This is a genomic window from Pseudomonas sp. CC11G, from assembly GCF_056174845.1.
Window position 1 is genome coordinate 57046 of the sequence record NZ_JBWBZC010000016.1, and the last position, 25291, is coordinate 82336.

A 25291-nucleotide genomic window follows, 5' to 3' on the forward strand; every position below is an offset into this window, starting at 1 on the left:
GCGCGGACAGCCAATCAGCCTTTTTCGAGTGAGCCCTGTATGTCCAGTCAAACCAGTGTGACCCCCGCAATCGCCAGTTTCCGCCAACCCAGCGTGATGCACGCGATCCTCGCCGGCCTGTGTGCAAGCCTGGTGGGCATCGGCCTGGCGCGCTTTGCCTACACGCCCTTGATTCCGTCGTTGATCGAAGCGCAGTGGTTTTCCGCTAACGACGTGATGTACCTCGGCGCCGCCAATCTGGTGGGTTACCTGGCTGGCGCGTTGAGTGGCCGGCCGCTGGCGCGGCGCTTGAGTGGGCCATGGACGCTGCGCTTGATGATGGCGCTGGCGTCGCTGGCATTTCTGGCGTGTGCGTTTCCGGTATCGGTGTTGTGGTTCTTCGCCTGGCGGTTTGTGTCCGGCCTGGCGGGCGGGGCGATCATGGTGCTGGCGGCTACCAGCGTGCTGCCCTTTATTCCTGGCGAGCGTAAAGGCTTGGCCAGTGGCGCGATTTTCCTGGGGCTGGGGTTGGGAATCGCCGCTTCCGGCACCTTGGTGCCGTTGTTGCTCAATCTTGGCTTAAAGCAAACCTGGATTGGCTTGGGCGTGCTGTCTGCGCTGTTGACCGCTGTGAGCTGGGCCGGCTGGCCGCTGCTGCCGGAAACGAAACCGGTGGTAGTGCAGGGCGCAGCCGGTAAAACGCCAGCGGCGATGAAGCTGCTCTATGCCCAATACGCGCTGATGGCCGTGGCCCTGGTGCCGATGATGGTGTTCCTGGTGGACTACGTTGCCCGTGGTCTGCAATGGGGCGCGCACTGGGGGGCGATGGTGTGGGTGGTGTACGGCATTGGCGCGATTCTGGGCCCGATGGTTTACGGCGCACTGGCCGACCGTATCGGCTTTGGTACTACCAGCCGCGTGGTGTTGGGCGTGCAGGCCTTGGCCATTGCCTTGTTGGCGTTGAACCATAGCGCGCCGGCGCTGGTCGTTGCGGTGTTGGTGATTGGTTCGTTTCCGCCGGGCATCGTGCCGGTCAATCTGGGGCGTATTCAGCACCTGCTACCCGGCGACTTGAGTGCGCAAAATCATGCCTGGAGCCGCGCGACCACAGCCTTTGCGTTGTTTCAGGCGTTGGCTGGTTACGCGTATTCCTATCTATATGCGGCCAGCGGCGGCAATTACACGCTGCTGTTTGCGATCGGTGGGGGCGCGGTGCTGTTGGCGTTACTGCTGGATTTTGTCCGCCCGGCCAAGAAGATGACTAACAAGTAAATTGCACACAATTGAATCGTTAGCTATCTTGTTGCGGTCCTTTCCTATTTCTCGGAGCCTGCCCCATGAGCGACACCCTGTTCAGCATTCCCGCCACCACCATCAAAGGTGAGCAAAAAACCCTGGCCGATTTCGGCGGCAAAGCCGTTCTGGTGGTCAACACGGCCAGCAAATGCGGCTTCACCCCGCAGTACAAAGGCCTGGAAGAGCTGTGGCAGACCTATAAAGACCAGGGGTTGGTGATTCTCGGTTTCCCGTGCAACCAATTTGGCAAGCAAGAGCCGGGCAACGAAGGCGCGATTTCCGAGTTCTGCGAACTGAACTACGGCGTGAGCTTTCCGCTGTTCAAGAAGATCGACGTGAACGGCGCCGACGCCCACCCGCTGTTCGTCCAGCTGAAAAAGCGCGCCCCAGGCCTGCTGGGTAGCAAAGGCGTGAAATGGAACTTCACCAAGTTCCTGATCGGTGCCGACGGTAAAGTGGTCAAACGTTTTGCCCCTCTGACCAAACCTGAAGAACTGACCAGCGAGATCGAAGCGCTGCTCAAGTGAGCCTTGTGTAAATGACTCAACATGAAGCCCCGCCAGCGGCCCCGCAGTTGGACGCCGCCACCGCCCTGCAACTCGACCAGCAGCTGTGTTTCAAGCTGTATGCCGCGTCGCGTGCGGTGATTCGTGGCTATAAGCCGATGCTCGATCAACTCGGCCTGACCTACCCGCAATACCTGGCGATGCTGGTGTTGTGGGAGTGGCAGCAGGTGCCGCCCGAGCAACCGACGGTCAAAGCGCTGGGTGAGCGGCTGTTGCTCGACTCCGGCACTTTGACCCCGTTGCTCAAACGCCTTGAACAACTGGGCCTGGTGGCGCGCCAGCGCAGCTCGCGTGATGAACGCGAAGTGCATCTGGCGTTGACTGAGGGTGGGCTGGCGTTAAAGGCGCAGGTGTTGCCGCTCAAGCAGCAGTTGCTGTGCGAAAGCGGCTTTAATCTGGACGAACTCGACGGGTTGCGCGAGCAGCTCGGTGGCCTGTTGGACCGCTTTATAACAGCGCCGTAGCCGGCAACCACTGGTTAAGCAGCGACAGCAATTCGTCGCGGCGGAAGGGCTTGGCCAGGTAGTCGTTCATGCCCGCTGCGGTGCAGCGGTCACGTTCATCCGGCAGGGCGTTGGCGGTCAGAGCAATGATCGGCAGGCCGGCCCAGCGTTCTTGTTGGCGGATACGGCGGGTGGCTTCGTAGCCATCCATCACCGGCATATTGCAGTCCATCAGCACCAGATCGATCTGTTCACGATCGAGCACTTCCAGCGCCTCTACACCATTGATAGCCAGCAGTACCTCGCAGCCGGCCTTGCTCAACATGCCCTTGGCCACCAACTGGTTCACCGGGTTGTCTTCCACCAGCAGCACGCGTTTTTGGTCCAGCGCCGTCGGCACGCCTTGCGGTATTGGTGCCGTCATGGGCTCGCCGCCGGGTTCCAGCGACCGCTGCAACGCCTTATGCAGCGCGGCGCGGGCCAAGGGGCGCGGCAGTTGCAGGATGGGCGCCAGGTTGCTGGCCTGGTCGCTCGGCAGAAAGCTGCCGTAAGCGCTGACAAACAGAATGGTGTGTTTGAAAAGTTCGCGCAGGCGCGGCAGTTCGTCGGCGCGGTCTGTAATCACCAGGTCGGCGGTCAGCAGTGGTTGCGTGGCGCACCCGTCGAGGCGCTGGTAGCTCAGGCCCCAACTGGGCAGCAGATTTTGCAGCAAGTCGGCGAGGCCGCTTTGCCCGCTGCAGATGGCCACTACGCGACCTTGCAACGCCGGCAGCAGCGCAGGTGGTGCGGCGCTGGGCAGCGGCAGCTCGACGCAGAATTCGCTGCCATCACCCAGCTTGGATTTCAGCGTAAGCGTGCCGTGCATGGCTTCGCACAGTTGCCGGGTGAGCGCCAGGCCGAGGCCGGTGCCGCCGTATTGGCGGGTAATGGTGGAGCCGGCCTGGGCAAACGGCTGGAAAATCCGCGCCTGGGCATCTTCGGCGATACCGATGCCGCTGTCGGCGACGGTGATGCGTACACCCGGCTCGGTGTAGGCGATACGAATGTCCACGCGGCCGCTGTGGGTGAACTTCAGGGCGTTGGACAGCAGGTTGCTGACTACCTGGCGCACGCGCGTGGGATCGCCGAGTAGCAGGGCCGGCAGGCGGTTGTCGATCAGACAGGTGAGCTCGACATTGCCGGCGGCGTTCTGCGACAGCAGGTTGGCGGTGTCTTCCACCAGTGAGGCGAAATCGAACGGAATCGACTCCAGCTCAAGCTGGCCGGCCTCGAACTTGGACAGGTCGAGAATATCGTTGAGCAGCTCCACCAGCACCTTGCCGGAGTTGTGGGCAATGCTCAGTTGCTGGCGTTGCTCGGCGCTCAGGTTGCTGTCCAGAGTGAGGCCGAGCATGCCCAGCAGGCCGTTGAGCGGGGTGCGGATCTCGTGGCTCATATTGGCCAGGAAGGTGGCGCGGGCCATGGCCATTTGGTTGGCCTGGGCGCGGGCGGTTTCCAGTTCCTGGTTGGAGAGGGTTAGCCGGGTGTTGCTGGCCTTCAGTTCATTGGTGCGCGCCGAGATGATGTTTTCCAGTTCGCCCAGGTATTGGGTGAGTTGGTCTTCGGCTTTGCGCCGGTGTTCGACTTCTTCCGAGAGGCTGGAGAGCTGCTGGTTGGTAACGTCCACCAGAATGCCGATTTCGTCGTTCTCATGGCCGGCCGGGCAGGGCAGCTTTTGCCGGGTGGGGCGGCGCAGGTCGCGGGCGCTGATGGCCTGAATCACGTCGGTGAGCGGCTTGGTCAGCATGAAATAAAACACCACCAGCAAAATCAGCGACAGCAGCAGGCTGTAGGCGAAACCGCTGAGCAGGGTGACCAGGGAGCGGCGCAGGAAATTATCGCCGAAGGCAAAGGTGTCGACCTCCAGGCGCAGCAGGCCGATGGTTTCCTGCGGCGAATGGCTCACAAACAGTGGGTCTTCGAACTGCCGGCTCTGGCCAAACAGGCGGTCGCTGAACCAGCGGTAGGGGCTGTTGATACGCGGGCGTTTGGCGCTGGCCAGGCTCGTGCCGGTATCGTCGACGATTTGCGCGCTGATTACCGCGGGCGAGCGCAACAGGCCGGCGACCAGTTCCTGGGCCAGCTCGGTGTCGATGTTGTAGGCAATGCGGGTCGCCGGGTTATGGCTGATCTCCAGCAATGCACGTATCTCGCGGTTGATCGAGGCGTCTTCGCTGGCATAATCGCTGCTCACCTGCAGCAGGCTGAGCAAGGTGCCGAGGATCAACGCCACGAGAACCGTCAGACTGGCCTGTTTGAACGACAGGCGATGGGTGAACGTTATATCCATAGGGTAGTGAGCCGGCCTCGTCTCTGAGCACATGGCAAGCATAGCTGAATAGATTTGCTGCTTGCCCTGGCTGCATCGAGTTTTTCCCCCGTAAAGGAGTAAGTCGTGGACTCCCGTTTGAATGCCTTTCTGGAGCGTGCCGATTCGGTATTGGCGCGCCTTGATCCCTTGCTGCCGACTCTGCGTGTTGAGCTGGACTGGAACGACACCGTCGCCGCCCGTTGGCACCGCGAGGGCCGTGGCGGCTACCTGCAACCGCTGCAGGTGAGCCTGGACATGCGCCTGACCGACTTGATCGGCGTTGACACCCAGCGCGATCACCTGGCGCGCAACACTCGTCAATTCGTCGCTGGCTTGCCGGCCAACCACGCGCTGCTGTGGGGCGCGCGGGGTACCGGCAAATCGTCGCTGGTGCGCGCGCTGCTGGCTGAGCTGGCCGGTTCGGGCTTGCGGTTGATCGAGATCGAGCGTGATTACCTGGCCGACTTGCCGCGTATCGTCGAATTGATAGCCAAGCTGCCGCAGCGCTTTGTGCTGTTCTGCGACGATCTGTCGTTTGAGGCGGGCGAGGGCGACTACCGCGTGCTCAAGAGCGTGCTCGACGGCTCGCTGGAGCGCGCGCCGGAAAACGTGCTGCTGTACGCCACCTCTAACCGCCGTCACCTGGTGCCGGAAAAGGAGAGCGATAACCTCGACAGCAAGATGGTCAACGGCGAGCTGCACCCCAGCGAAGCGGTGGAAGACAAGATTGCCCTGTCGGACCGCTTTGGCCTGTGGCTGTCGTTCTATCCGTTTACCCAGGAACACTTCCACGACGTGGTGCGCCACTGGATTGGCGTGCTGGCCAAACAGTCCAACCTGGACTGGGAATGGACTGAAGAATTGGGCGTGCTCGCCGCACGCTATGCCACTAGCCGTGGCAACCGTAACGGCCGATGCGCCTATCAGTTCGCCCGCAATTGGGTGGGCCTGCAATTACTGGAGAAACAGTCGTGATCGATCTGCAGCAAACCGGCACCGGGCTGGAAGGGTATGGCCTGCTGGCCGCGCAGCTTGAGGCGCTATTGGCCGATGAGCGCGATTTTGTCGCCAACGCGGCGCAGTTCTCGGCATTTCTGTATACGCAGCTGGACGACCTGAACTGGGCCGGTTTCTACCTGAACAAGCAGGAGCAGCTGGTATTGGGTCCGTTTCAGGGCCAGGTGGCCTGCGTGCGTATTCCGTTTGGCAAAGGCGTCTGCGGCGCGGCGGCCAGCACGTTGCAAACGCAACGGGTGGAAGACGTGCATGCGTTCCCCGGTCATATCGCCTGCGACAGCGCGTCCAACAGCGAGTTGGTGGTGCCGTTGGTGAAAGAAGGGCGGTTGATTGGGGTGCTGGACCTGGACAGTCCGAAGCTTTCTCGCTTTAGCGAGGTTGACCAGCGCGGGATTGAAAACCTGGCGGCGATTTTTCTGCGGTTGACTGAGTGTTGAGATCGAGTTGGGCTTCGTTGCACTCACCCCAACCTACGGTTCAGGGAGCGCGTAGGTTGGGTTGAGCCGAAGACGAAGCCCAACATTCCAGCGCCCACAAAAAAGCCCGGCATCGAACCGGGCTTTTTTATGGGCGCTGGAATGGCCTCAGTCATACATGTTCTTTTCTTCCAATCGTCGTCGCCATCCAAGGACTTCATCCCGTCGGTAAGCTCGTTGGCTTCGTCCACGACCGGCTTGTTGTTTTCCAGCACCATGGAGTTGGCGCGCGCCAGCTGCTTTTCCAGCAGGCTAAGCGGTGTGACGTAGCGTTTGGCATCGGGCTGCTTGCGGATGTACTGCACGCCGCGCTCAAAGGCCAGGCGTGCATGGCCCGGTTGGCCCTGCTGCATGGCGTTCTGGCCGGCATTGGTAAATAGCTCGATATGCAGCTGCACCAGAATATGCCGAACCTCTTCCAGCCATTGCTTGGCTTCGCCGGAAGGCAGCAGGTTGTCCTGGGCGGCGCGAGTGATTTGCCCGTGGAGAATTTCCAGCACCACGCGGACTTCTTTGGCTTTCACCTCGTTGTGGATCAGCTGCGGCTGATTGCGCACGGGAATGGCGTCGCCCTGGGCAACCAGGCCGCGCAATTCCTCGACGCGGTCTTTGACCTTGGGCTGGTTCTTGTCGACGGCTAACAGACGCTCGGCGAAGTGCAGCATAAAGCGGGTAAGGAGGAGTTTGAGAGCAGGGGTCATAAACTGGCCGGGGAGCGAGTCCGACACGTCCGCACAGCGACGCAGGCGATCGGCGAGGTCGGCCTTCTGGCGAGCCTTCTCCAGTTTATTATTCTCTACCATATGGTTGATGTAGCCGATCAGAAACAGCACCACGATGCCGGCTACTATCAGTAGAGTGATTACGAGTGGGGACACCTTATACAACCTCTCGACTACTGGGTTTTGCCCGAGTGTAGTGCCTATGTGCTATCGCGGATAGACATCCCCTACGATCTAAGCAGAAGTCATTGATTTAAAATAATTTTCACTGAAGTGTTGACGACATTCAAAAGGCTCCCTAGAATTCGCGCCACTTCGCAGCGTAAGGCACCAACCAAGCGCTGAGGAGAATGGAAAATGTGCGTCACGCACAACCTGTGTCCCCTTCGTCTAGTGGCCTAGGACACCGCCCTTTCACGGCGGTAACAGGGGTTCGAGTCCCCTAGGGGACGCCATTTTCCAAGCAGTACGCGGTATAGATGTAGGTTGTAGATGCGGGAATAGCTCAGTTGGTAGAGCACGACCTTGCCAAGGTCGGGGTCGCGAGTTCGAGTCTCGTTTCCCGCTCCAAATTTGAAAGGCAGTGCTGTAAAGCGTTGCTGGTAAAAAGGTTGATGTCCCCTTCGTCTAGTGGCCTAGGACACCGCCCTTTCACGGCGGTAACAGGGGTTCGAGTCCCCTAGGGGACGCCATTCAAGTTGTAGATGTATTGCGGGAATAGCTCAGTTGGTAGAGCACGACCTTGCCAAGGTCGGGGTCGCGAGTTCGAGTCTCGTTTCCCGCTCCAAATAAACAAAAACGCCGCTCAATTGAGCGGCGTTTTTGTTTGCGCGGAAAAAAGGGTCGCAACACCGCCCATAAAAAAGCCCGCTTGGCCTGAATGCCGAGCGGGCTTATTTGTGCACGAGTGATTTAGTGCTTGGCGCTTTCCTGCGGGATGGCCAGGAATTGCTTCTCGCGCTCCCAGTCGAATGGTTCGTCGTTCTGTTCGGCCTCAAAGCGGCGCTCGTCCAGGGCCTGGAACAAGGTGATTTCCTCGTCCGGCATAAAGTGCAGGCAGTCGCCGCCGAAGAACCACAACAAGTCGCGTGGTACCAGGTGGGCGATTTGCGGGTAGCGGTGGATCACTTGGCACATCAGGTCCTGACCCAGGTACAGGCTTTGCTCAGGCTCTTGCGGCAGCAAGGTAAGCAGTTCGTCGAAGCGCTCGAGAAACAGCACATGGCTTTCTTCCGGCACCTGCTCGGCTTCGCCCAGTGCGACCAGAATGCTGCGCAGGTGCGCCAGCAGGGCCAGATGGTGATCGAGGTAGGGGCTGGACATGGGCGGTTCCTCAGGAACAAAAACGGGCGCGAAGTATAAATGCCTCCGCGCCCGCTGTCGTCTCACACCTGAACTAGCGGATTTGACCGGAAGCCAGTACCAGCTCTTCCTTGGCGAAATCGTCGACATCAATCACCCGGCGTCGCGCAGCTTCGGCATCGCGCAGGTTCTGCGCTTCCTCGGCTTGCAGCACGCCCGCAGCGACGGCCGCGTCGATCAGGGTTTCCCCTGGTTTTGGCGTCAGTCGACCTTCCTTCACCGCCACATGCAGCTTTTTCGACAGCCCGTGGCTCGCGCCCAGCAGATTCACCGCATGTTGCAGCGCGCCGACGGCATCGGTTGGGTCTTGCGGGCGGTAGCAGCCAGCGAGCACCGCTTCTAGTGCCGGATCGCCGGCCGGGCGACCGATAATGCCGGCGATTTCTGCATCCAGTGCATCCGATGGGCCCTTGTGGCGGCGGCCAAACGGGAACACCAGCAGGCTCAATACGCAGCCGAAGAAGCGGTTCGGGAAGTTTTCCAGCAGAGCAGCCAGCGCGTCTTCAGCTTTGCCCAAACTTTCTTCCAGGGCCCAGCTTACCGACGGACGCAGATGCTCCGGGTAGTCCAGGTCGTGATAACGCTTGAGCGCCGCCGAAGCCAGATACAGGTTGCTGAGCACATCGCCCAAGCGTGCCGACAGGCGTTCACGGCGTTTCAGTTCGCCACCCAGCAGCATCATGCTGAAGTCCGCCAGCATGGCGAACGCTGCGGCCAGGCGATTCAGCGCGCGGAAATAAGGCTGGCTGAAATTGTCACCCGGCACGCTGCCGATTTTGCCGAGAGTAAGGCTCAGAACCAGACTGCTGGCGGCGTTGCTGATAGCGAAACCAATGTGCTGCATCAGCAATTCATCGAACTCCACCAAGGCGCGGTCGCGGTCTTCGCGGCCGGCCAGGGCCATCTCCTTCAATACATACGGGTGGCAACGAATGGCGCCCTGACCAAAGATCATCAGGTTGCGCGACAAAATGTTCGCGCCTTCCACCGTGATAAAGATCGGCGCGCCTTGCCACGAACGGCCAAGGTAGTTGTTCGGGCCCATGATGATGCCCTTGCCGCCATGCACATCCATGGCGTGGCTAATGCACTCACGGCCACGCTCGGTGAGGTGGTACTTGAGAATCGCCGAAAGCACCGAGGGTTTTTCGCCAAGGTCGACGGCGTTGGCCGTCAGAATGCGCGCGGCGTCCATCATCCAGGCGTTACCGCCGATGCGGGCCAGTGCTTCCTGAATGCCTTCAAAAGCGGAAAGCGGCACATTGAATTGCTCGCGCACCTGGCTGTACTGGCCGGTCACCAGGCTGGTGTATTTGGCAGCGCCGGTGCCCACGGCGGGCAGCGAGATGGAGCGGCCGACCGACAGGCAGTTCATTAGCATCATCCAACCCTTGCCGAGCATGGGTTGGCCGCCAATCAGGAAGTCCAGCGGCACGAAAACGTCCTTGCCGGAGTTCGGGCCGTTCATAAAGGCGGCGCCAAGTGGCAGATGGCGACGGCCGATTTCAACCCCGGGGGTGTCGGTCGGAATCAACGCCAGGCTGATGCCCAAGTCTTCTTCATCGCCCAGCAGGTGATCCGGGTCGTAGGCTTTAAATGCCAGGCCGAGCAGGGTGGCGACAGGGCCGAGGGTGATATAGCGCTTTTCCCAAGTCAGGCGCAGACCCAGCACTTCTTTTCCTTCCCACTCACCTTTGCAGATGATGCCTACATCGGGCATGGCGCCGGCGTCGGAGCCTGCCAGGGGACCTGTGAGGGCGAAGCACGGGATATCGTCTCCACGGGCCAGACGCGGCAGGTAGTGTTGGCGCTGCTCGTCGGTGCCGTAATGCAGAAGCAGTTCGGCCGGGCCGAGGGAGTTGGGCACCATTACGGTCGAGGCCAGGTCGCCGCTGCGGGTGGCGAGCTTCATCGCAACTTGCGAGTGGGCGTAAGCCGAGAAGCCTTTGCCGCCGTATTCCTTGGGAATGATCAAGGCAAAAAAGCCGTGTTCTTTGATGTGCTGCCAGGCGCTTTCCGGCAAGTCCATCTGCTGGCCGATGTCCCAATCGGTGACCATCGCGCAGAGTTCTTCGGTCGGGCCGTCAATAAAGGCCTGTTCTTCTTCGGTGAGCTGCGCCTTGGGGTAGGCGAGCAGGGTGTCCCAGTCGGGGCGCCCGCTGAATAGATGGCCGTCCCACCAGACGGTACCGGCTTCGATGGCGTCTTTTTCGGTTTCCGACATCGGCGGCAGCACTTTCTGAAACCAGGCGAACAGCGGCGCGGTGAAGAGCTTGCGGCGCAGGTCTGGCAACACCAGCGGCACGGTGATGGCGATCACCAGCAGCCAGAGAATGGCCATGAGCCAGGTGGGTGCGTGGCTATAGATGCCCATCACCACCAGGAAAACGGCAGTAATTCCGAGGGCGGGCAGGGGAGAGACGCGGCGGTGGGCGAGTACCGCCACACCCACAACTAAAACCAGTAACCAGACAGCGAGCATGCAAAATCCTCCATGAGACGGCAGGCCGGAAGCCAACTGCGCTAAGCGTAGTAGGGCTGGCGAGAAGAGCGCCGAGCTTGGCCTGATCGTCGTGAGCGCGGTCGATTGGGGGTCGTTAGACTGAGCCTGGCACCACCCGGTAGCCCTCAGGAGAGCCCCATGCGCGAGTACCTTGCCCCCGGCCGCTTCATTGATAGTGACCACCCCCTCGTAGTTGAGTTCGCAGAACATAATCGCGGCCAAAGCGCCGTGCTGCGTGACCAGGCAGTCAGTCTTTACTACGCGGTGCGCGACGATATTCGCTACAACCCCTACAGCTTCAGCCGCGACCCCGACACCTTAAAAGGCAGCGCCGCCCTAGCAGCCGGGGAAAGTTACTGTGTGCCCAAGGCCACCTTGCTCGCCGCGTGCGCCCGGCACTGCGGCATTCCTGCGCGAATTGGTCTGGCGGATGTGCGCAATCACCTGTCTACGCCGCGCCTGCTCGAAGCACTGCGCAGTGAAGTGTTTGCTATGCACGGCTACACCGAGTTGTACCTGGAAGGGCATTGGGTAAAGGCCACGCCGGCGTTCAATCTCACGCTCTGTCAACTCTTCAAGGTCGCGCCGCTGGAGTTCGACGGCCTCACTGACAGCGTTTTCCAGCCCTACAACGAAGCTGGCCAACGGCATATGGAATACCTGGTGGACCACGGCCAATTCGCCGACCTGCCGGAGGAACTGTTTTTCGGTCATTTGCAGCAGTGCTATCCCCATTTGTTCACCGACGACGCGCCGCTGGTGATGGGCGACATGCACAAGGAAGTCGCCGGCTGAAACGCGCAAACCATGAAGCGCCTCGATAGCCAACATCAATTTCCACGTCTGTTTTCTTTGGCTCAGGCAGGTAGGATGCCTGGGCGGAAATTTCAGACATAGAAGGAAACAACCGGATGCTGACGATTTGGGGTCGCAAGAATTCCAGCAACGTGCGCAAGGCATTGTGGGCGGCAGAAGAAGCCGGCGTGCCGTACACCCGACATGATGCCGGCGGTGCATTCGGGGTGGTTAACGACCCCCACTACCGCGCGATGAACCCCAATGGCTTGGTACCGGTAATCGAAGACGACGGGCTGGTGCTCTGGGAGTCCAACGCCATTGTGCGTTACCTGGCGGCCAAATACGCCGATGGCGTGCTGTATGCCCAAGACCCAGGCGAACGGGCCCAGGCAGACAAATGGATGGATTGGACCACCTCTAACCTGGCGGCACCGTTCAAGGATGTGTTCTGGGGCACCCTGCGCACGCCGCCCGAGCAGCGTAACCACGAGGTAATTGCCGCCGGGATCAAACGCTGTAGCGAGCTACTGGCCATGCCCGATACGGCGCTTGCCACACAGCCCTATCTCTCCGGCGCCAGCTTCGGCATGGGCGATATTCCACTAGGCTGCTTTATCTATGCCTGGTTCGAAATGCCGATCGAACGCCCCTCACAGCCTAATCTGGAGGCTTGGTACGAGCGGCTTAAGCAGCGCCCGGCATTTCAGACAGCGGTGATGACGGCGTTGACCTGAGAATAAAAAACCACCCGGGAAACTGTTTAGCTGCCTACCGTTCTGGCGCTAAACTGCGCGGCTTCACGTGAGCAGCTGCGCCATTTCCGCTCCACTTCTACTTAATACAAGTGTGTATTTCCTATGAGTTCTGCCCTGTCTATCCGTGGCCTGACCAAGACGTACGGCAACGGCTTCCAAGCACTGCACGGCATTGATCTGGATGTAGCCGAGGGCGATTTCTTCGCCTTGCTCGGCCCCAACGGCGCCGGAAAATCGACCACCATCGGCATTCTGTCCACCCTGGTGACCAAATCCAGCGGCACCGTGAATGTGTTTGGCCATGACCTGGACCGCGAGCCGTCGCAGCTCAAGCGTTGCCTGGGTGTGGTGCCGCAGGAGTTCAACTTCAACCAGTTTGAAAAGGTGTTCGACATCGTCGTGACCCAAGCTGGTTACTACGGAATCCCGCCGCGCATCGCCAAAGAACGCGCCGAGCAGTACCTGACGCAGCTGGGCCTGTGGGATAAACGCAACTCGGCCTCGCGCGAACTCTCCGGCGGCATGAAGCGCCGGTTGATGATCGCCCGCGCGCTGATTCACCAGCCGCGCCTGCTGATTCTCGACGAGCCCACGGCCGGCGTGGATATCGAGCTGCGCCGCTCGATGTGGACGTTCCTGACCGAGCTCAACCAGCAAGGCATCAGCATCATCCTGACCACCCACTACCTGGAAGAGGCCGAGCAGTTGTGCCGCAACATCGGCATCATCGACCACGGGCGAATCGTCGAGAACACCAGCATGCGCAAGCTGCTGAAAAAGCTGCATGTCGAAACCTTCCTGCTCGATCTGAAAGACTCCCTCACCGTGCTGCCAAACCTGCCGGGCTACCCGGCGCAGCTGGTGGACGACCACACGCTGTCGGTGCAGGTGGAAAAAAGCCTGGGTATCAGCGAGCTGTTCCGCCAGTTGGCCGAGCAGAACATTCAGGTGCTGAGCATGCGCAATAAAACCAATCGCCTGGAGGAGCTGTTCGTGTCCTTGGTGGAGAAAAACCTGGCGAAGGTGGCGATATGAAGCCCGAGTACCTGAACACTGAGCTGCAAGCCAACTGGGTTGCGCTGAACACCATCGTCTACCGCGAAGTGCGCCGCTTTATGCGGATTTGGCCGCAAACCCTGCTGCCGCCAGCGATCACCATGGTTTTGTACTTTGTGATTTTCGGCAATCTGATCGGCCGGCAGATCGGTGATATGGGTGGTTTCACCTATATGCAGTACATCGTGCCCGGTCTGATCATGATGTCGGTGATCACCAACGCCTACGGCAACGTGGTGTCGAGCTTCTTCGGCAGCAAGTTTCAACGGTCGGTGGAAGAGCTGATGGTGGCGCCGGTCTCGCCGCACACCATTCTGATCGGCTATGTGGTGGGCGGCGTGCTGCGCGGGCTGGCGGTGGGTTTTATCGTCACCTTGCTCTCGCTGTTCTTCACCAAATTGCAGGTGCACCACCTGGGCATCACCGTGCTGGTGGTATTGCTGACGGCGACGATTTTCTCGCTGTGCGGCTTTATCAACGCCGTGTACGCGCGCAATTTCGATGACATCTCCATCATCCCAACTTTCGTGCTGACGCCGCTGACCTACCTGGGCGGGGTGTTCTACTCGATCAACCTGTTGCCGCCGTTCTGGCAGACCGTGTCGCTGGCCAACCCGGTGCTGCATATGGTCAACGCCTTCCGCTACGGCATTCTGGGCGTGTCGGATATCCGCATCAGCGTTGCCATCGCCTTTATGCTTGGCGCCACGACGGTGCTGTATATCGCTTGCGTGCGCTTGCTGGTCAGCGGTCGCGGCATGCGTCAGTAAGACGTACCGTCGGTTAAAAAAACGCGGCAAGTTGTATACACTTGCCGCGTTTTTTCATTCAGGTCGCCGCCATGCATTCCGCCGTCGAACATTCCCCCCTGGGCAAGGCCAGCGAGTACATCGCGACCTACACGCCATCGTTGCTGTACCCGATTCCCCGCGCGCCGAAATGGGCCGAACTGGGGCTGACGGCAGACACTTTGCCCTACCAGGGCGTGGACTTCTGGAACTGCTTCGAGCTCTCCTGGCTGCTGCCCTCCGGCAAACCGGTGGTGGCCATTGGTGAATTCGCCATTCCCGCCGACTCGCCGAATATCATCGAATCCAAGTCGTTCAAGCTGTACCTCAACTCGCTGAACCAGAGCGTGTTCGCCACGGCTAGCGAGTTGCAGGCGGTGCTGGAGAAAGACCTCAGCGCGGCGGCTGGCAAAGCAGTTGGCGTGCGCGTTCGCAGTCTGGCGGACGTGGAAGCCGAGGGCGTCAGCGCGTTGCCGGGGCGGTGCATTGATGAGCTGGACGTGGCCATCAGCAATTACGAGCGGCCGCAGCCGGAATTGCTGCGTTGCGACCAGAGCCGCGTGGTGGAAGAGAGCCTGCACAGCCATCTGCTGAAATCCAACTGCCCGGTGACCGGCCAACCGGATTGGGGCACGGTGGTGGTGACGTATAAAGGACCGGCACTGGATGCCGCGAGCCTGTTGGCGTATCTGGTGAGCTTTCGCCAGCACGCGGATTTTCACGAGCAGTGTGTGGAGCGCATCTTCCTCGACCTGCAGCGGCTGCTGAACCCGGAAAGTTTGACGGTGTATGCGCGCTATGTGCGTCGCGGTGGGTTGGATATCAACCCGTACCGCAGTTTGGCGCCGATCAAGCCGGACAATCGCCGGTTGGTTCGCCAGTAACGTTAGCCTCGATTCTTTTGACTTAAACAAAAAGCCCCGCAGATGCGGGGCTTTTTTATGGGCGGGGAGGCTAGATCCCCATACTCACCAGGCTTTGCACAATATTGCGCAGGGTGCCGGCAATGGTCGGGTGTTCCACTTCAAAACGCTCGACGGCGAGGTTTACGCCATCCACCAGATTGGTATCCGGGGCGCTGGCTTCGCGCTGCAGTTGCAGTTCGATCTGTTGCGCCAGGGCGGCGAGTTCTTCGCGTTGCTCGGCGGAAACCGGCGGCTGGCTTTCCAGTTGCTCGCGCAGTAAGTCCAGTTGGTGCTGCAATTCGCGGGCAGGCATGGTGTTTCTCCCTCTGTGATAGGCAACAGCATTGACCCTGGACGAGCGCCAAAGGTTCGAGTGCCGGTTAGCTGAGGGTAATCCATGGCCTGCCGTTTTGCCTGATTCAGCGCACGGCAAGATGTAACGCTTAGGGCTTTTCTCCCTTCTGCCGGCGTTGCACCAGGTCCGCGAGGCTAGGGCCGAGGTCGGCCAGTTGGTCAATGACCGAATGCACGCCAAGGCGGTACAGGCTCAAGGTGGCCTGGGCGCGCAGGTGGTCGCGCTCCGGTGCCGGCAGGGCCTGCCAATCGGCCGGCGCCTGGCCACACAGCGGGCCGCAGGCGGCGAGGCCGACGGTCCACAGGCCCGCGTTCAAACCGGCCTGTAACAAGCGCGGTTCGCCGCTGATCAGCACGCAGCCCTCGAGGTTGTTCACCTTCAAGGCCGACAGCGATTGCCAGCAAGCATCGGGCGCCGGCCACGGGCGGCCGGCGCTGGTGTCGGTGCCGGTCAGCCAGCCGGGCAGGGCGCTGGCAAGTTGGGTGCTGGCATTGGCCGGCAGTTCGTCCATCCAGGCGCAGGGCACGCCTTGTTGTTGCAAGGTTTCCAGCACATGCAAGGCGCCCGGTGTGGCGTGGGCATGTTCGTTGGCGCACTCCTGCAGGGCCTGTTGCAGGGCGCTGAGGTCAGTGCTGTGGGGTTCACGGCCAAGGGCAGCGCTCAGTGCAGCATGCGGCGACAGCTGCGCGCAGGGCTGGTTGGCTGCCTCGGGGTAGAGGCGTTGCAGCGTGACGGGCAGGGTGCGCGCGCCAAAGTCCACCAGACAACCGGAAAGACCGAAGAGCACAGCGGTGAAGTCGGCAGACGATGAGGCGAGAGCAGGCATGGCACGCATCCGAGCGAGAGGGGGTATAGCCAAACTAATGAGCAACGATGACGTGTGGATGAACACTTTGTGACAATTGCCGAGAAAGCCTCGCGCCAGCGCCGGTTTTCTGCGTTTCGTTAGCTGCCCATCGTCTACATCAGCCCTTATACTGTGCGCCTTTTGCGCCAGCACCTATGCTGGCTAGCGATTCCTCTTTCTGTATCTGGAGCTTTGCAATGGAAGTGTTTGCCAGCAATTGGGCCACGCGTTTTGGCCAACTCTGCCTGTGCGCCGGCTTGGCGCTGCTCTCGCAAGCGACCCTGGCGGCGGAGAGCGACCCGTGGGAAGGCTTCAACCGCCCGATCTTCACCTTCAACGACACCATTGACACCTACGCGCTGAAGCCGTTGGCTCAGGGCTACCAAAAGGTGACGCCGCAGTTCCTCGAAGACGGCATCCACAACGTCTTCAATAACGTGGGTGACGTCGGCAACCTGGCCAACGACCTGCTGCAAGGCAAGGTTGAAGCCGCTGGCGTCGACACTAGCCGTGTGCTGTTCAACACCACCTTCGGCCTGCTGGGCTTCTTCGATGTGGGCACCAAGATGGGCCTGCAGCGCAACGACGAAGACTTCGGCCAAACGCTCGGCGCCTGGGGCTTGAATAGCGGGCCATACCTGGTGCTGCCATTGCTCGGCCCAAGCACCGTGCGAGATGCCTCCGGCAAGATTCCGGACAGCTTCCTGGAACCCTATCCGTACATTGACGATGTGCCAGCGCGGAACATCGCTCGTGGGGTGGATGTGGTTGATACCCGTGCGAGCTTGTTGTCGGCGGAGAAGTTTATTAGCGGCGACAAGTATTCATTTATTCGAAACGCTTACCTGCAGATGCGCGAATTCAAAGTTAAAGATGGCCAAGTCGAAGACGACTTCTAAGTACGATGGGTGGGGCCGCCCAGGCGAGCCTTAGGCGAAACCCATCGATTCGCGTACTGATGGGTTTCACTGCGTTCTACCCATCCTACGATCTACGTTTTGAACAATAAAAAAGGCGACCTTGAGGTCGCCTTTTTATTTGTCGCGGGAATCACTTCATCGACAGAATTGCCAATCCCAAGGATTGTCTGCCGCCATCCAGCGCGCTGGCGCGGATGACTTCGGCTTCGGCGTCGAGGCCGCGTAGTTCGTTGTGTTCGGATGCAATATGGACGCGAACCTTATCGCCCACCTTGGCGTCGCTTTCGGCTTCCAACTGCATACCGGTGCTGGACAGATCAAGGCAGAGGGCCGGAATGTCGCGGCCGGCGTGTTTCAAGGTAACGGGTGCTTCCAGGCGCATACGGATGTAGTCGCGTTTTTCGGTGTAGGCATGATCACTTTGGCTCATTGACCCGCTCCTCTGGTTTTATGGACTCTCCGATGGCCCTTATAACCTTGGCCTCTTTCGGCTGTAAAGGCATCAGACGATGATCGGCGTAAGCTTGAATCGCCGCACGGATGGGAGTACCGTCTGCGCCTTGACATGATCTCCCTAGTACACGCGTCCCGGCTGATCGGCCTGACGTACACGCCAACCATCCCTGGCGCCGTTTGCCTGGTACCCCATGCACAATTCCAGTGCCTCGCTGCTGATTATTGATGACGACGAAGTAGTGCGCGCCAGCTTGGCTGCCTACTTGGAAGACAGTGGCTTCAGCGTTCTGCAAGCTAGCAACGGCTTGCAGGGTCTGCAGATATTCGAGCAGGAAAAACCTGACTTGGTGATCTGCGACCTGCGTATGCCGCAAGTCGACGGCTTAGAACTGATTCGCCGAATCAACGCACTCGAAGTGGAAACGCCGGTAATCGTCGTGTCCGGCGCGGGCGTGATGAGCGATGCGGTCGAGGCCTTGCGCCTGGGCGCTGCCGACTACCTGATCAAACCCCTCGAAGACCTCGCCGTGCTGGAGCATTCGGTGCGCCGCGCGCTCGATCGCGCCAATCTGCGCATGGAAAACCAGCGCTACCGCGAGAAACTGGAAATCGCCAACCGCGAACTCCAGGCCAGCCTCAATCTGCTGCAGGAAGACCAGAACGCCGGTCGCCAGGTGCAGATGAACATGTTGCCGGTAACGCCGTGGTCGGTAGATAGTCTGGAGTTTGCCCACCAGATCATCCCGTCGCTGTACCTGTCGGGCGACTTCGTTGATTACTTCCGCCTGGATGACCACCGTATCGCCTTCTACCTGGCCGACGTTTCCGGCCACGGCGCATCCTCGGCGTTTATCACGGTTCTGCTGAAATTCATGACCACCCGGCTGCTGTACGAGTCGCGCCGTGGCGGTCTGCTCCCCGAATTCAAACCGTCTGATGTGCTTGGCCACATCAACCGCGGCTTGATCAATTGCAAGCTCGGCAAGCACGTCACCATGTTGGGCGGCGTAATTGACGAGCAGAGTGGCAAGCTCACGTACAGCATCGGCGGCCACTTGCCGCTGCCGATTATGTACAGCGAAGGCGAAGCGCATTACCTGGAAGGCCGTGGCCTGCCAGTGGGCTTGTTCGATGAGGCAACGTATAGCGATCACGTGATCGACTTGCCTGCCTCGTTCAGCCTCACGCTGCTTTCTGACGGCATTCTGGACCTTTTGCCGAGCGACACACTCAAAGAAAAGGAAGCGTTGCTACCACAGTTGGTGTGCACGGCGGGTGGCAGCCTGGATGGCCTGCGCCAGGTGCTTGGGCTGGCCAATCTCGCCGAGATGCCAGATGATATCGCCTTGCTGGTGTTAAGCAGGAACCTTGCATGATCTGTATGACCGCGCGCCGTATGAGCCGGAAGGGCACTGTTGCATGAGTACCGGTAGAATTCAGTTTGCCGAGCAGAACGGAACATTCGTTCTCAAGTTTGTGGGTGAAGTGCGCCTGACGCTTTGTTCTGCGTTGGATGCCACGATCGAAAAGATCTTCACCGCCCTGAACTTCTCGGCCATCGTCATCGACCTCACCGAAACCCGCAGCATCGACAGCACCACCTTGGGCCTGCTGGCCAAGCTGTCGATTCTGTCGCGGCAGAAAGTCGGGCTGCTGCCCACTGTCGTCACCACCCACGCCGACATCACCCGTTTGCTGCAATCCATGGGTTTTGATCAGGTGTTCAATATCGTTGATCAGCCGGTCGCTTGCCCGCCGACGATGGCCGATCTGCCGTCGCAAGATCAGTCCGAAGAAGTGGTGAAGGCCAAGGTGCTCGAAGCGCACCGCATTCTGATGGGCCTGAACGAGTCGAATCGTGAAGAATTCCACGACTTGGTAAACGCGCTAGAGCGCGGCTAAAACCTCGGCAATACCCCAATAAAAACGCGCGATGGCTCAAGTCCTCGCGCGTTTTTTTGTGGTCGCGTTTTAGCGTTTGGCCGCGAGCAACGCTTCCAGTTTTTCCTGATCGCGCGCGAACTGGCGAATACCTTCGGCCAGTTTCTCGGTCGACATGGCTTCTTCGTTCATCGCCCAGCGGAAGCTGCTTTCAGTCGGCACCTCCTTCGGCTCACCCGCATTGCCTTCGCGCAATACGCGCTCCAGCGAGCCGTTGTCGTCCGACAGCTGCTGCAGCAGTTCCGGGCTGATGGTCAGGCGATCGCAGCCGGCCAGCTGCTCGATCTGGCCGATATTGCGGAAGCTTGCACCCATCACCACAGTGTCGTAGCCGTTGGCCTTGTAGTAGTTGTAGATGCGCGTCACCGACTTCACGCCCGGGTCTTCAGCGCCCACAAAATCACGGCCTTCAGCCTTCTTGAACCAGTCATAGATACGGCCTACGAACGGCGAGATCAGAAAGATGCCGGCATCGGCGCAGGCGGCGGCCTGGGCGAAGGAGAACAGCAGGGTCAGGTTGGTCTGGATACCGGCGCGCTCCAGTTGTTCGGCAGCGCGAATACCTTCCCAGGTGGAGGCGATTTTGATCAGGATGCGCTCGCGGCCGACACCGGCTTTTCGTACAGCTCTACCAGGCGGTAAGCGCGCGCCAGGGTGGCCTCGGTATCGAACGACAGGCGTGCATCCACTTCAGTGGAAATACGCCCCGGAATTACCTTGAGAATGCCTTGGCCCACGCCCACGCCAAAGCGGTCGCTGGCCAGGCCCAGGTCGCCATTGCAGTCGGCCACGGCCTGATTGAGCAGGTCGGCATAGCCCGGCATGGCGGCGGCTTTCAGAAGCAGGGAAGGGTTGGTAGTGGCGTCGACAGGTTTGAGGCGGGCAATGGCATCGATATCGCCCGTGTCGGCAACCACGGTGGTGAACTGGCTAAGTTGTTCAAGCTTGGAGGTCATGGCACGGCCTTGTAGTAACGAATGCAACGAGTGCCTAGACCTTACCCGAGCCGCCAGCCCCGCTCAACGGCTGGAACGTGACATTCAGCGGTGTTTTTGACGTTATCGGCGCCGCGCGCCATTTTCCCGACAAAAGCAAACAGCCCCGGCACAGACGCCTGGCGAACCAGACGACCATGACGGGGCTGCGGGGTGAGACGGTAGTTAGCGTGTAGCGACCGTCGCCGGCGCCTGCCAACCGCCACCCAGGGCCTTATAGATAGAGACGATGCCGTGATACACATCGACCTCAGCCTGTGCCTGGGCATCCTCAGCAGCCAAACGCTCACGCTCAGCATCCAGCAACACCAGGAAGTCCGACGTGCCCTCACGGTAACGAATGGACGCCTGATCCGCCGCTGCACGACTGGCTTCGCTCTGACGCAGTAACGAAACCAGACGTTCCTGCCGTTTGCCGTAATCGCTAAACGCGTTTTCCGACTCTTCCAGGGCTACCAGCACTTGCTGTTCATAGTTGGCCAAGGCGCCTTCGGAATCGGCATCGGCGCTTCGAATTCGCGCTCTCACGCTGCCCAGGTCAAACGCCGCCCAACTGATGGTCGGTGCCACACCCCAAGCGCGCGCCGCCGAGGAACCCAGCTGCGAGCCGCGTGCCGACGTAAAGCCTAGGAAGCCGGCAACGTTCACGCGAGGGAACAGATCCGCCGTGGCCACACCAACATTGGCCGTAGCCGCCGCCAGTTGCCGCTCGGCAACACGAATGTCCGGCCGACGACGCAGCAACTCCGCCGGATCACCAATCGGCAACGCCTTGGCAATCGCCGGAATTGCCCGTGGGCTCAAATCTACGGTCAGTTGCTCCGGGCGCTGGCCGAGCAGGGTGGCGATGCGGTTACGCGACCGCACCTCCTGCGCTTGCAGCTGCGGCAGGGTGGCTTCGGTAGCCGCCAGGCGCGCATCGGCACGCAGTACGTCCAGCTCGCTGCCAACACCGGCTTCACGCATGGTGTCGGTAAGGTCGCGGGACTCCTGCTGGTTTTTCAGGTTGCTGCGGGCAATGTTCTCGCGCAATTGCGCGCCGCGTAGTTCGCCGTAGGCATCCACCAGCTCGGCAATCAGGCTGACTTGCAGCTGATACAGCTCAGCTTCGGCTACATCCTGCTCGGCGTCGCTGGCTTCCAATTGCCGCTGAATGCGGCCGAACAAGTCGATTTCCCAGGCCATATCCAGGCCGAGGTCATAGCGTTCATTGCGCACGCGGTTTTCGGTAATGCCCGGTTGCTGAGCCTTGCCGTTTTCGCTGCTGGCGCGGCTGGTGACCACCGGGAAGCGGTCATTGGCTACGTCATCGCGAATGGCGCGGGCCGCTTTCAGGCGGGCGAAGGCCACGCGCAGTTGGCGGTTTTCCTGCAACGACTGGCTCACCAGTTGGTTCAGGGTGGGGTCATCCAACTGCTGCCACCAGGTCACTTCGAACTTGCTACGGTCGTAGTTACCTTGGGCGGCAGCAGCCACTTTGGCCGGCTCGGTTTCCGGCGCTTTATAGTCCGGGCCTACAGCACAGGCGCTAAGCGCCAGTGCGAGGAGGGTAGGAGCGAAGGCTGCTTTCAAATTCATACGTGTGCCTCCAATGCAGGCGCTTTAGGTGCTTTGCGCGCTTCGCGGCGTTCCACGAAGTTGCGGATCAACACATAGAACACCGGGGTCAACAGCAGGCCGAAGAAGGTCACCCCGAGCATGCCGGAGAACACCGCCACACCCATGGCATGACGCATTTCCGCACCGGCACCGCTGGAGAACACCAGGGGCACAACACCCATCACGAAGGCGAACGAGGTCATCAGAATCGGCCGCAGACGCAGACGGCACGCTTCCAATACCGCCGCCAGCGGGGTCATGCCTTCCAGCTGTTTATCCTTGGCAAACTCGACGATCAGAATCGCGTTCTTACAGGCCAAGCCCACCAGTACGATCAAGCCGATCTGGGTAAAGATGTTGTTGTCGCCACCGGACACAATCACCCCGGTAATGGCCGACAGCAGGGTCATCGGTACGATCAGGATCACCGCCAGCGGCAGGCTCCAGCTTTCGTACTGAGCGGCCAATACCAGGAAGGCCAGCAGTACGCAGAGCGGGAACACGAACAGCGCGGTATTACCGGAGAGGATTTGCTGATAGGTCAGGTCGGTCCACTCGTAGGTCATGCCGTTAGGCAGTTCGTCTTTCAGCAGTTTCTCGATGGCTTTTTCGGCTTGCCCCGAGCTGTAGCCCGGCGCGGCGCCACCGTTGATTTCTGCGGTGATAAAACCGTTGTAGTGCATCACGCGGTCCGGGCCGGAGGTGTCGCTCACCTTCAGGAAAGTCGCCAGCGGAATCATCTCGCCCAGGTTGTTGCGCACTTTCAGCTGGCCGATCTGCTCGGCTTCCAGACGGAACTGCTGCTCAGCCTGCACGTTCACCTGATAGGTCCGGCCAAAACGGTTGAAGTCGTTGGCATACAGCGAACCCAGGTACACCTGCAGGGTATCGAAGATGTCGCTGATGGCCACGCCGTGGGTTTTGGCTTTTTCCCGATCAATCGCCGCGTCCACCTGAGGCACGTTCACCTGGTAGCTGGTAAACAACCCAGCCAGTTCCGGCACGTTCTGGCTCTTGGCGATGATGTTCATGGTTTCGTTGTACAGCTCTTCGTAACCGAGGTTGCCGCGGTCTTCGATCTGCAGGCGGAAACCGCCGATGGTGCCCAGACCCTGTACCGGAGGTGGCGGGAAGATCGCCATATAGGCTTCCTGAATCCCTGCGTACTGGGCGTTCAAGGCGCCGGCAATGGCTCCGGCCGACTGGCTTGGGTCTTTGCGCTCATCAAAGTCCTTCAGTGCGACGAACACGATGCCGCTGTTCGGGCTGTTAGTGAAACCGTTGATCGACAGGCCGGGGAAGGCAATCGCGTTGGCGACGCCAGGCTGTTTCATGGCCATTTCCGACATCTGTTTGATCACCGCTTCAGTGCGGTCCAGGCTCGCGGCGTCTGGCAATTGCGCGAAGGCCACCAGGTACTGCTTGTCCTGCGCCGGTACGAAACCGGTGGGCGTGGAGGCAAAACCCGCGTAGGTCAACGCCATCAGGCCGCCGTACACCACCAACGCGATACCGCTGCTACGGATTACCCGTGCCACGGTGCCGACATAGCCACCGCTGGCCTTTTCGAAGAACCGGTTGAAGGGACGGAACAACCAGCCGCCCAACAGCTTATCCAGCACTTTGGTGAAGCGGTCTTTCGGTGCGTTGTGATCGCGCAGCAACACCGCGGCCAAGGCCGGCGACAAGGTCAGCGAGTTAAAGGCCGAAATCACGGTGGAAATGGCGATGGTCAGGGCGAACTGTTTGTAGAACTGCCCGGTAAGGCCGGAGATAAAGGCCGCCGGAATAAACACTGCACAGAGCACCAACGCCGTGGCGATGATCGGGCCGGTCACTTCACGCATGGCGCGCTTGGTGGCCTCAACCGGGGTCAGACCCAGGCCGATGTTCCGTTCCACGTTCTCCACCACCACGATGGCGTCGTCCACCACGATACCGATGGCCAGTACCAAGCCGAACAGCGACAGCGCATTAAGCGAGAAGCCAAACAGGTGCATCACGGCAAACGTACCGATCAGCGAGACCGGCACCGCCACCAACGGAATGATCGAGGCGCGCCAGGTTTGCAGGAACAGAATTACAACCAGCACCACCAGAATCAGGGCTTCGAACAGGGTATGTACTACCGCCTCGATGGAGCCGCGCACGAAAATCGTCGGGTCATAAACGATGCTGTAGTCCATGCCTTCCGGGAAGCCTTTCTTCAGCTCTTCCATCTTCGAACGCACTTCGTTCGAGATTTCGATGGCGTTGGAGCCAGGGCGCTGGAAGATCGGGATGGCTACCGCCGGGTCGTTATTCAGCAAGGAACGCAGGGCGTACTGGCTGGAACCCAGCTCGACGCGGGCGATGTCTTTCAGGCGAGTGATTTCACCGTTTTCGCCAGCGCGAATAATGATGTTCTCGAACTCTTCTTCGCTCACCAGACGGCCCTGGGTGTTAACCGAGAGCTGGAAACTGGTAGAGCTAGGCGAGGGCGGGGCGCCCAGTTGGCCGGCCGCTACCTGACGGTTCTGCTCGCGAATGGCGTTAACCACATCGGTAGCGGTCAGGTTGCGCGAAGCGGTTTTGTTTGGGTCCAGCCAGACACGCAGGGAGTAGTCGCCCATGCCGAACAGCTGCACATCACCCACACCGCCAAGGCGGGCCAACTCGTCTTTGATATTGAGCAAGGCGTAGTTGGACAGGTAGAGCATGTCGTAGCGCTTATCCGGCGAGGTCAAGTGCACCACCATGGTCAGGTCCGGCGATGCCTTGTCGACCGTGATACCAATGCGCGTCACTTCTTCCGGCAGCTTGGGCTGGGTACGGGTCACCCGGTTCTGCACCTGCACCTGCGCGTTGTCCAGGTCGGTGCCCAGGGCGAAGGTGATGGTCAGGGTGATTTTGCCGTCGGCGGTCGACTGCGAGCTCATGTACAGCATGTTCTCGACGCCGGTAATCGCCTGTTCCAGCGGTGCGGCTACGGTTTCACCGATCACTTTTGGGTTGGCGCCGGGGAAGTTGGCCCGGACCACGACAGTCGGCGGGACCACTTCTGGGTATTCGCTGATCGGCAACTGGAACAGCGAGATGGCGCCGGCGATCAAAATCAGCAGTGATAGCACTGCGGCGAAGATCGGCCGTTGAATGAAGAACTGGGAAAAATTCATCGCTATG

The 25291-nt window shown here is 60.2% G+C and carries 21 protein-coding genes, 4 tRNA genes and 2 pseudogenes; 17 read left to right on the plus strand and 10 right to left on the minus strand.

The window, feature by feature from the left end; genetic code table 11:
• Nucleotides 1–39: 39 nt before the first annotated feature.
• The 3 genes from AC0V2S_RS18410 to AC0V2S_RS18420 all read left to right on the plus strand — a co-directional run bounded on the left by AC0V2S_RS18410 (nucleotide 40) and on the right by AC0V2S_RS18420 (nucleotide 2305).
• Nucleotides 40–1251: a YbfB/YjiJ family MFS transporter gene (locus AC0V2S_RS18410; RefSeq protein ID WP_475510989.1), complete on the plus strand. Its 1212-nt coding sequence runs from the start codon at nucleotides 40–42 to the stop codon at nucleotides 1249–1251.
• Between the two features lie 65 nt (nucleotides 1252–1316).
• Nucleotides 1317–1802 (plus strand): glutathione peroxidase, encoded by a 486-nt coding sequence (locus AC0V2S_RS18415; protein WP_475510990.1) that lies wholly within the window; start codon nucleotides 1317–1319, stop codon nucleotides 1800–1802.
• Between the two features lie 11 nt (nucleotides 1803–1813).
• Nucleotides 1814–2305, plus strand: coding sequence for a MarR family winged helix-turn-helix transcriptional regulator (locus tag AC0V2S_RS18420; protein WP_475510991.1), 492 nt, complete (start codon nucleotides 1814–1816; stop codon nucleotides 2303–2305).
• On the opposite strand, the gene AC0V2S_RS18425 is transcribed toward AC0V2S_RS18420, so the two are convergent.
• Nucleotides 2289–4613: a hybrid sensor histidine kinase/response regulator gene (locus AC0V2S_RS18425; RefSeq protein WP_475510992.1), complete on the minus strand. Its 2325-nt coding sequence runs from the start codon at nucleotides 4611–4613 to the stop codon at nucleotides 2289–2291. The genes AC0V2S_RS18420 and AC0V2S_RS18425 overlap by 17 nt on opposite strands.
• Before the next feature lie 105 nt (nucleotides 4614–4718).
• Here AC0V2S_RS18425 and AC0V2S_RS18430 point away from each other — a divergent pair, with 105 nt between their 5' ends.
• Together AC0V2S_RS18430 and AC0V2S_RS18435 are read left to right on the plus strand one after the other, a co-directional pair.
• A complete protein-coding gene (locus AC0V2S_RS18430; protein ID WP_475510993.1) occupies nucleotides 4719–5609 on the plus strand; it encodes an ATP-binding protein in 891 nt (296 codons plus the stop codon).
• Nucleotides 5606–6088: a GAF domain-containing protein gene (locus AC0V2S_RS18435; protein ID WP_475510994.1), complete on the plus strand. Its 483-nt coding sequence runs from the start codon at nucleotides 5606–5608 to the stop codon at nucleotides 6086–6088. Before AC0V2S_RS18430 ends, AC0V2S_RS18435 begins: the two co-directional genes overlap by 4 nt.
• A gap of 161 nt (nucleotides 6089–6249) precedes the next feature.
• Here the strand turns inward: AC0V2S_RS18435 and AC0V2S_RS18440 are convergent.
• Nucleotides 6250–7005 (minus strand): annotated as a pseudogene (locus AC0V2S_RS18440) (hypothetical protein); the annotation flags it as partial.
• Nucleotides 7006–7228: 223 nt separating this feature from the next.
• Between AC0V2S_RS18440 and AC0V2S_RS18445 the strand changes: the two are divergent.
• The 4 genes from AC0V2S_RS18445 (at nucleotide 7229) to AC0V2S_RS18460 (ending at nucleotide 7636) form a co-directional block, all read left to right on the plus strand.
• Nucleotides 7229–7304 (plus strand) — tRNA-Glu (locus AC0V2S_RS18445).
• Nucleotides 7305–7343: 39 nt separating this feature from the next.
• Nucleotides 7344–7419, plus strand: a tRNA-Gly gene (locus tag AC0V2S_RS18450).
• 46 nt (nucleotides 7420–7465) lie between these two features.
• Nucleotides 7466–7541: transfer RNA gene (locus AC0V2S_RS18455), tRNA-Glu, on the plus strand.
• Nucleotides 7542–7560: 19 nt separating this feature from the next.
• Nucleotides 7561–7636, plus strand: a tRNA-Gly gene (locus AC0V2S_RS18460).
• A 125-nt stretch (nucleotides 7637–7761) separates the two neighbouring features.
• Here the strand turns inward: AC0V2S_RS18460 and AC0V2S_RS18465 are convergent.
• Nucleotides 7762–8172: a PA2817 family protein gene (locus tag AC0V2S_RS18465; RefSeq protein ID WP_475510995.1), complete on the minus strand. Its 411-nt coding sequence runs from the start codon at nucleotides 8170–8172 to the stop codon at nucleotides 7762–7764.
• Nucleotides 8173–8245: 73 nt separating this feature from the next.
• Nucleotides 8246–10693, minus strand: a complete 2448-nt coding sequence (locus AC0V2S_RS18470) for an acyl-CoA dehydrogenase (protein WP_475510996.1) — start codon at nucleotides 10691–10693, stop codon at nucleotides 8246–8248.
• 159 nt (nucleotides 10694–10852) lie between these two features.
• Between AC0V2S_RS18470 and AC0V2S_RS18475 the strand changes: the two genes are divergently transcribed.
• The 5 genes from AC0V2S_RS18475 (at nucleotide 10853) to queF (ending at nucleotide 14995) form a co-directional block, all read left to right on the plus strand.
• Nucleotides 10853–11509 carry a transglutaminase-like domain-containing protein gene (locus AC0V2S_RS18475; protein WP_475510997.1) on the plus strand — a complete coding sequence of 219 codons (657 nt, stop codon included), beginning with the start codon at nucleotides 10853–10855 and terminating at the stop codon, nucleotides 11507–11509.
• Nucleotides 11510–11625: 116 nt separating this feature from the next.
• Complete coding sequence (locus AC0V2S_RS18480; protein ID WP_475510998.1) at nucleotides 11626–12246, plus strand: glutathione S-transferase family protein; 621 nt, start codon at nucleotides 11626–11628, stop codon at nucleotides 12244–12246.
• Nucleotides 12247–12369: 123 nt separating this feature from the next.
• Nucleotides 12370–13302, plus strand: a complete 933-nt coding sequence (locus AC0V2S_RS18485; RefSeq protein WP_475510999.1) for an ATP-binding cassette domain-containing protein — start codon at nucleotides 12370–12372, stop codon at nucleotides 13300–13302.
• 11 nt (nucleotides 13303–13313) lie between these two features.
• Nucleotides 13314–14093, plus strand: coding sequence for an ABC transporter permease (locus AC0V2S_RS18490; RefSeq protein ID WP_475511037.1), 780 nt, complete (start codon nucleotides 13314–13316; stop codon nucleotides 14091–14093).
• Nucleotides 14094–14164: 71 nt separating this feature from the next.
• Nucleotides 14165–14995: an NADPH-dependent 7-cyano-7-deazaguanine reductase QueF gene (gene queF, locus AC0V2S_RS18495; protein ID WP_475511000.1), complete on the plus strand. Its 831-nt coding sequence runs from the start codon at nucleotides 14165–14167 to the stop codon at nucleotides 14993–14995.
• Nucleotides 14996–15065: 70 nt separating this feature from the next.
• Here queF and AC0V2S_RS18500 read toward each other — a convergent pair whose 3' ends face one another.
• Both AC0V2S_RS18500 and AC0V2S_RS18505 read right to left on the minus strand, forming a co-directional pair.
• A complete protein-coding gene (locus AC0V2S_RS18500) occupies nucleotides 15066–15329 on the minus strand; it encodes a DUF4404 family protein (protein WP_475511001.1) in 264 nt (87 codons plus the stop codon).
• Nucleotides 15330–15459: 130 nt separating this feature from the next.
• On the minus strand, nucleotides 15460–16197 hold the full coding sequence (locus tag AC0V2S_RS18505) for an HAD family phosphatase (protein WP_475511002.1): 738 nt from the start codon (nucleotides 16195–16197) through the stop codon (nucleotides 15460–15462).
• Nucleotides 16198–16415: 218 nt separating this feature from the next.
• Between AC0V2S_RS18505 and AC0V2S_RS18510 the strand changes: the two genes are divergently transcribed.
• The gene (locus AC0V2S_RS18510; RefSeq protein WP_475511003.1) at nucleotides 16416–17117 is read left to right on the plus strand and encodes an MlaA family lipoprotein; all 702 of its coding nucleotides are present in this window, start codon (nucleotides 16416–16418) and stop codon (nucleotides 17115–17117) included.
• A 151-nt stretch (nucleotides 17118–17268) separates the two neighbouring features.
• Here the strand turns inward: AC0V2S_RS18510 and AC0V2S_RS18515 are convergent, their stop codons facing one another.
• Nucleotides 17269–17568, minus strand: a complete 300-nt coding sequence (locus tag AC0V2S_RS18515) for a PilZ domain-containing protein (protein WP_108094466.1) — start codon at nucleotides 17566–17568, stop codon at nucleotides 17269–17271.
• 217 nt (nucleotides 17569–17785) lie between these two features.
• Here AC0V2S_RS18515 and rssB point away from each other — a divergent pair, with 217 nt between their 5' ends.
• Together rssB and rssC are read left to right on the plus strand one after the other, a co-directional pair.
• The gene (gene rssB, locus AC0V2S_RS18520) at nucleotides 17786–18970 is read left to right on the plus strand and encodes a two-component system response regulator RssB (RefSeq protein WP_475511004.1); all 1185 of its coding nucleotides are present in this window, start codon (nucleotides 17786–17788) and stop codon (nucleotides 18968–18970) included.
• A 43-nt stretch (nucleotides 18971–19013) separates the two neighbouring features.
• On the plus strand, nucleotides 19014–19496 hold the full coding sequence (rssC, locus tag AC0V2S_RS18525) for an anti-sigma factor antagonist RssC (protein ID WP_271197387.1): 483 nt from the start codon (nucleotides 19014–19016) through the stop codon (nucleotides 19494–19496).
• Between the two features lie 69 nt (nucleotides 19497–19565).
• Here rssC and tal read toward each other — a convergent pair.
• The 3 genes and pseudogenes from tal to AC0V2S_RS18540 all read right to left on the minus strand — a co-directional run bounded on the left by tal (nucleotide 19566) and on the right by AC0V2S_RS18540 (nucleotide 25284).
• Nucleotides 19566–20491 (minus strand): annotated as a pseudogene (tal, locus tag AC0V2S_RS18530) (transaldolase).
• 204 nt (nucleotides 20492–20695) lie between these two features.
• Nucleotides 20696–22108, minus strand: coding sequence for an efflux transporter outer membrane subunit (locus tag AC0V2S_RS18535; protein ID WP_475511005.1), 1413 nt, complete (start codon nucleotides 22106–22108; stop codon nucleotides 20696–20698).
• Nucleotides 22105–25284 (minus strand): efflux RND transporter permease subunit, encoded by a 3180-nt coding sequence (locus AC0V2S_RS18540; RefSeq protein ID WP_475511006.1) that lies wholly within the window; start codon nucleotides 25282–25284, stop codon nucleotides 22105–22107. The genes AC0V2S_RS18535 and AC0V2S_RS18540 overlap by 4 nt, the downstream gene beginning before the upstream one ends.
• Between the last annotated feature and the right edge of the window lie 7 nt (nucleotides 25285–25291).